Origin of the sequence: Polaromonas sp., from assembly GCF_013817205.1 — a bacterium.
Lineage (GTDB): Bacteria > Pseudomonadota > Gammaproteobacteria > Burkholderiales > Burkholderiaceae_C > Polaromonas.
In genome coordinates this window covers 3,624-6,456 of sequence record NZ_JACDDD010000122.1, presented here as the reverse complement: position 1 = coordinate 6,456, position 2,833 = coordinate 3,624, and the positions used below count along the sequence as shown (strand labels likewise).

Below are 2,833 nucleotides of genomic sequence, written 5' to 3'. Positions count from 1 at the left end.
GGTCGGCGCGGCCGGCGGCGATGACCATGTTGACGTGATCGGCCTCGAAAATGGCGCCGACCGCCACGGTGGGGATGCCGACCTCGTTGCGGATGCGGTCGGCAAACGGCGTCTGGTACATGCGGCCATACACGGGTTTGGCAGCGCGTGTGGTCTGGCCCGAGGACACGTCGATAAAGTCGCAGCCCGCCGCATTGAACAGTCTCGCCATCGCGACCGCATCGTCGGCAGTGTTGCCGCCCGGCGCCCAGTCGTGGGCCGAAATGCGCACGCTCATGGGCAGGTGCGCGGGCCAGACCGCGCGCACCGCCTCGAAAACTTCCAGCGGATAGCGGCAGCGGTTTTCCAGGCTGCCGCCGTAGTCATCGGTGCGCTGATTGGTCAGTGGTGTGATAAAGCTCGACAGCAGGTAGCCGTGGGCACAGTGCAGCTCCAGCCAGTCGAAGCCAGCCTGGGCCGCGTAGCGCGCCGATTGCACAAACTGCGCCTTGAGGCGGTCCATGTCGTCCCGCGTCATCGCCACCGGGACGGCATTGGTGGGGCCGTAAGACACCGCGCTGGCAGCCAGCAGCGGCCAGTTGCCCGAGGGGAGCGGTTCGTCGGGCGACTCCCACCCGACCTGAGTCGAGCCCTTGGGCCCGCTGTGACCCAGCTGCATGCCCATGCGCACGCCCTGGCCAGAGCCGTGGGCAAAATCGACAATACGCTTCCACGCCAGCATCTGCGCTTCGTCCCACAAGCCGGGGCAGCCTGGCGTGATGCGGCCTTCGGGGCAGGGCGCGGTCATCTCGGCAAACACCAGGGCCGCGCCGCCCAGCGCACGTGCGCCCAGGTGTACCAAGTGAAAGTCCTGGGGCAGGCCGTCGATGGCGCTGTAGGTCGCCATCGGTGAGACTACGATGCGGTTTTTCAGTTGCAGCTCGCGCACCTTCAATGGCAACAACATGGGCGGTGGGGGGGCAGCGCCCACGCTCGCCATACTTCCCCGTTCACCCCCTCCCTGTCGAATGCCGCCTTCCGACAGGGTCTCTTCTTTCAAGCCGGGGCCGCGGGACCGGCTTTGCCGGACCGCAGGCGCAGCAGCCCCCCCGGGGGGCAGCGCATTACACGCAGTGAAAAGCGTGGGGGCTTCTTTCGCCAGCCACTGTTCATAGCCTTGCAGCCAGGAGGCATCCCGCACCCGCAGGTTTTCATGGCTGATGCGCTGCGAGCGGGTCAGCAGAGAGTAGAAAAACTGCTCCGCATCAAGCCCGCTGTAACGGTCCACGTTCTCAAACCATTCGGTCGAGTTGCGGGCGGCGTTCTGGATTTTCAGCACTTCCACCGAGCGCAGCGCTTCATAGGTTTCCAGCGCTTTGGCAGGTTCTGGCGTTTGCGCAAAACAGTGGGTCAGTTCAATCGCATCTTCCAGCGCCAGCTTGGTGCCGCTGCCAATCGAGAAGTGCGCGGTGTGGGCCGCATCACCCATCAACACGATGGGGACGTCCTTGCCGTTGATGGTCTCGTGATGCACCCAGCGCTCACAGACCACGCGCGGGAAGCGGATCCAGATCGCCGAGCCGCGCACATGGGTGGCGTTGTTCATCAGCGCGTTGCCGTCAAGATATTTGGCAAACAGTTGTTCGCAGAAGGCGATGCCTTCTTCCTGGCTCATGGCATCCAGGCCGTGGGCCTTCCAGACCGCCTCGGGCGTCTCAACGATGAAGGTCGAGGTGTTGTCGTCGAACTTGTAGGCGTGCGCGGCAAACCAGCCGTGTTCGGTCTGCTCGAACGCAAAGGTGAAGGCGTCGAAGGTTTTGTGGGTGCCCAGCCAGACAAAACGGCAGGCGCGCAGGTCCACATCGGGCTTGAAGGTGTCAGCGTACCGGTTGCGGATGCGGCTGTTCAGGCCGTCGCTGGCGATCACGATGTCCGCTTGGTATTTGGCCGCGATGGCCTGGTCGTCCTGCACATCGGTTTCAAACACCAGCTCGACGCCGAGCTCGATACAGCGGTCCTGCAGGATGTTGAGCAGGCGCTTGCGGCCTATGCCGCAAAAACCGTGGCCGCCCGAGCGCACTGACCGGCCCTTGAAAAACACCTCGATATCGTCCCAATGGTTGAAGGCGTCGCCAATCAGTTGCGCGCTGACCGGGTCGGCGGCCCGCAGGTTGTCCAGGGTCTGGTCGGACAGCACCACGCCCCAGCCAAAGGTGTCAAACGGGCGGTTGCGCTCCACCACTGTGATCTGGCTGGCCGGGTTCTGCAGCTTCATCAGCAGCGCGAAGTACAGGCCAGCGGGCCCGCCGCCCAGGCAAAGTATGTGCATAAGACTCGCTCAAATGATTGATCGAATCTTAATTGTTTAGGTTTAAACTATTTTCGTCAAGCGGTTTTGAGGCCGAGGGCCTCATGGTTAACGCTCCCTCTGACGACGGCAGAGGCAGCAAGTTCGAAGGATTCTCTTTTTCAAGCAGGGGCCACGGGTCCGGCTCTCCGCCGGCCCGCAGGCGCAGCGCCCTCTTGGGGGGCAGCGTAGTACACGAAAAGACAAGCGTGGGGGCTCAAGGTGCCTGAAAGTCACCCGCCCGGTAGGTCAGCACCAAGGTGTCGCGGTGACCGTCCAGCGCGCCGGCCTGCTGCGGCAGGATGGGCGTGGTTTCGTGGATCACGCGGGCGTCGTCCAGCAGTAGCGTAGTCAGCGGCTCGTGCATCACGAAACGCAGGCCCTGCGGCCCGTTGGCGTCGAACACCCGGGTTTCGCCGCCCTTGACTGCCTTGCGCGCGACCAACATCACCACTACAAAGTCCACACCGTCGCGGTGTGCGCCTTCCGGCGTGGGCCGGCCCACGC

At 63.9% G+C, this 2,833-nt stretch carries 2 protein-coding genes; both read right to left on the bottom strand.

Annotation, left to right across the window (positions count from 1 at the left end):
- Positions 1 to 2,308, bottom strand: a 2,308-nt coding sequence (locus tag H0W47_RS17955) for a bifunctional salicylyl-CoA 5-hydroxylase/oxidoreductase (protein WP_296926886.1), incomplete at its 3' end; no start/stop codon positions are given.
- Positions 2,309 to 2,543: 235 nt separating this feature from the next.
- Positions 2,544 to 2,833, bottom strand: a 290-nt coding sequence (locus tag H0W47_RS17950) for a 2OG-Fe dioxygenase family protein (RefSeq protein ID WP_296926884.1), incomplete at its 5' end; no start/stop codon positions are given.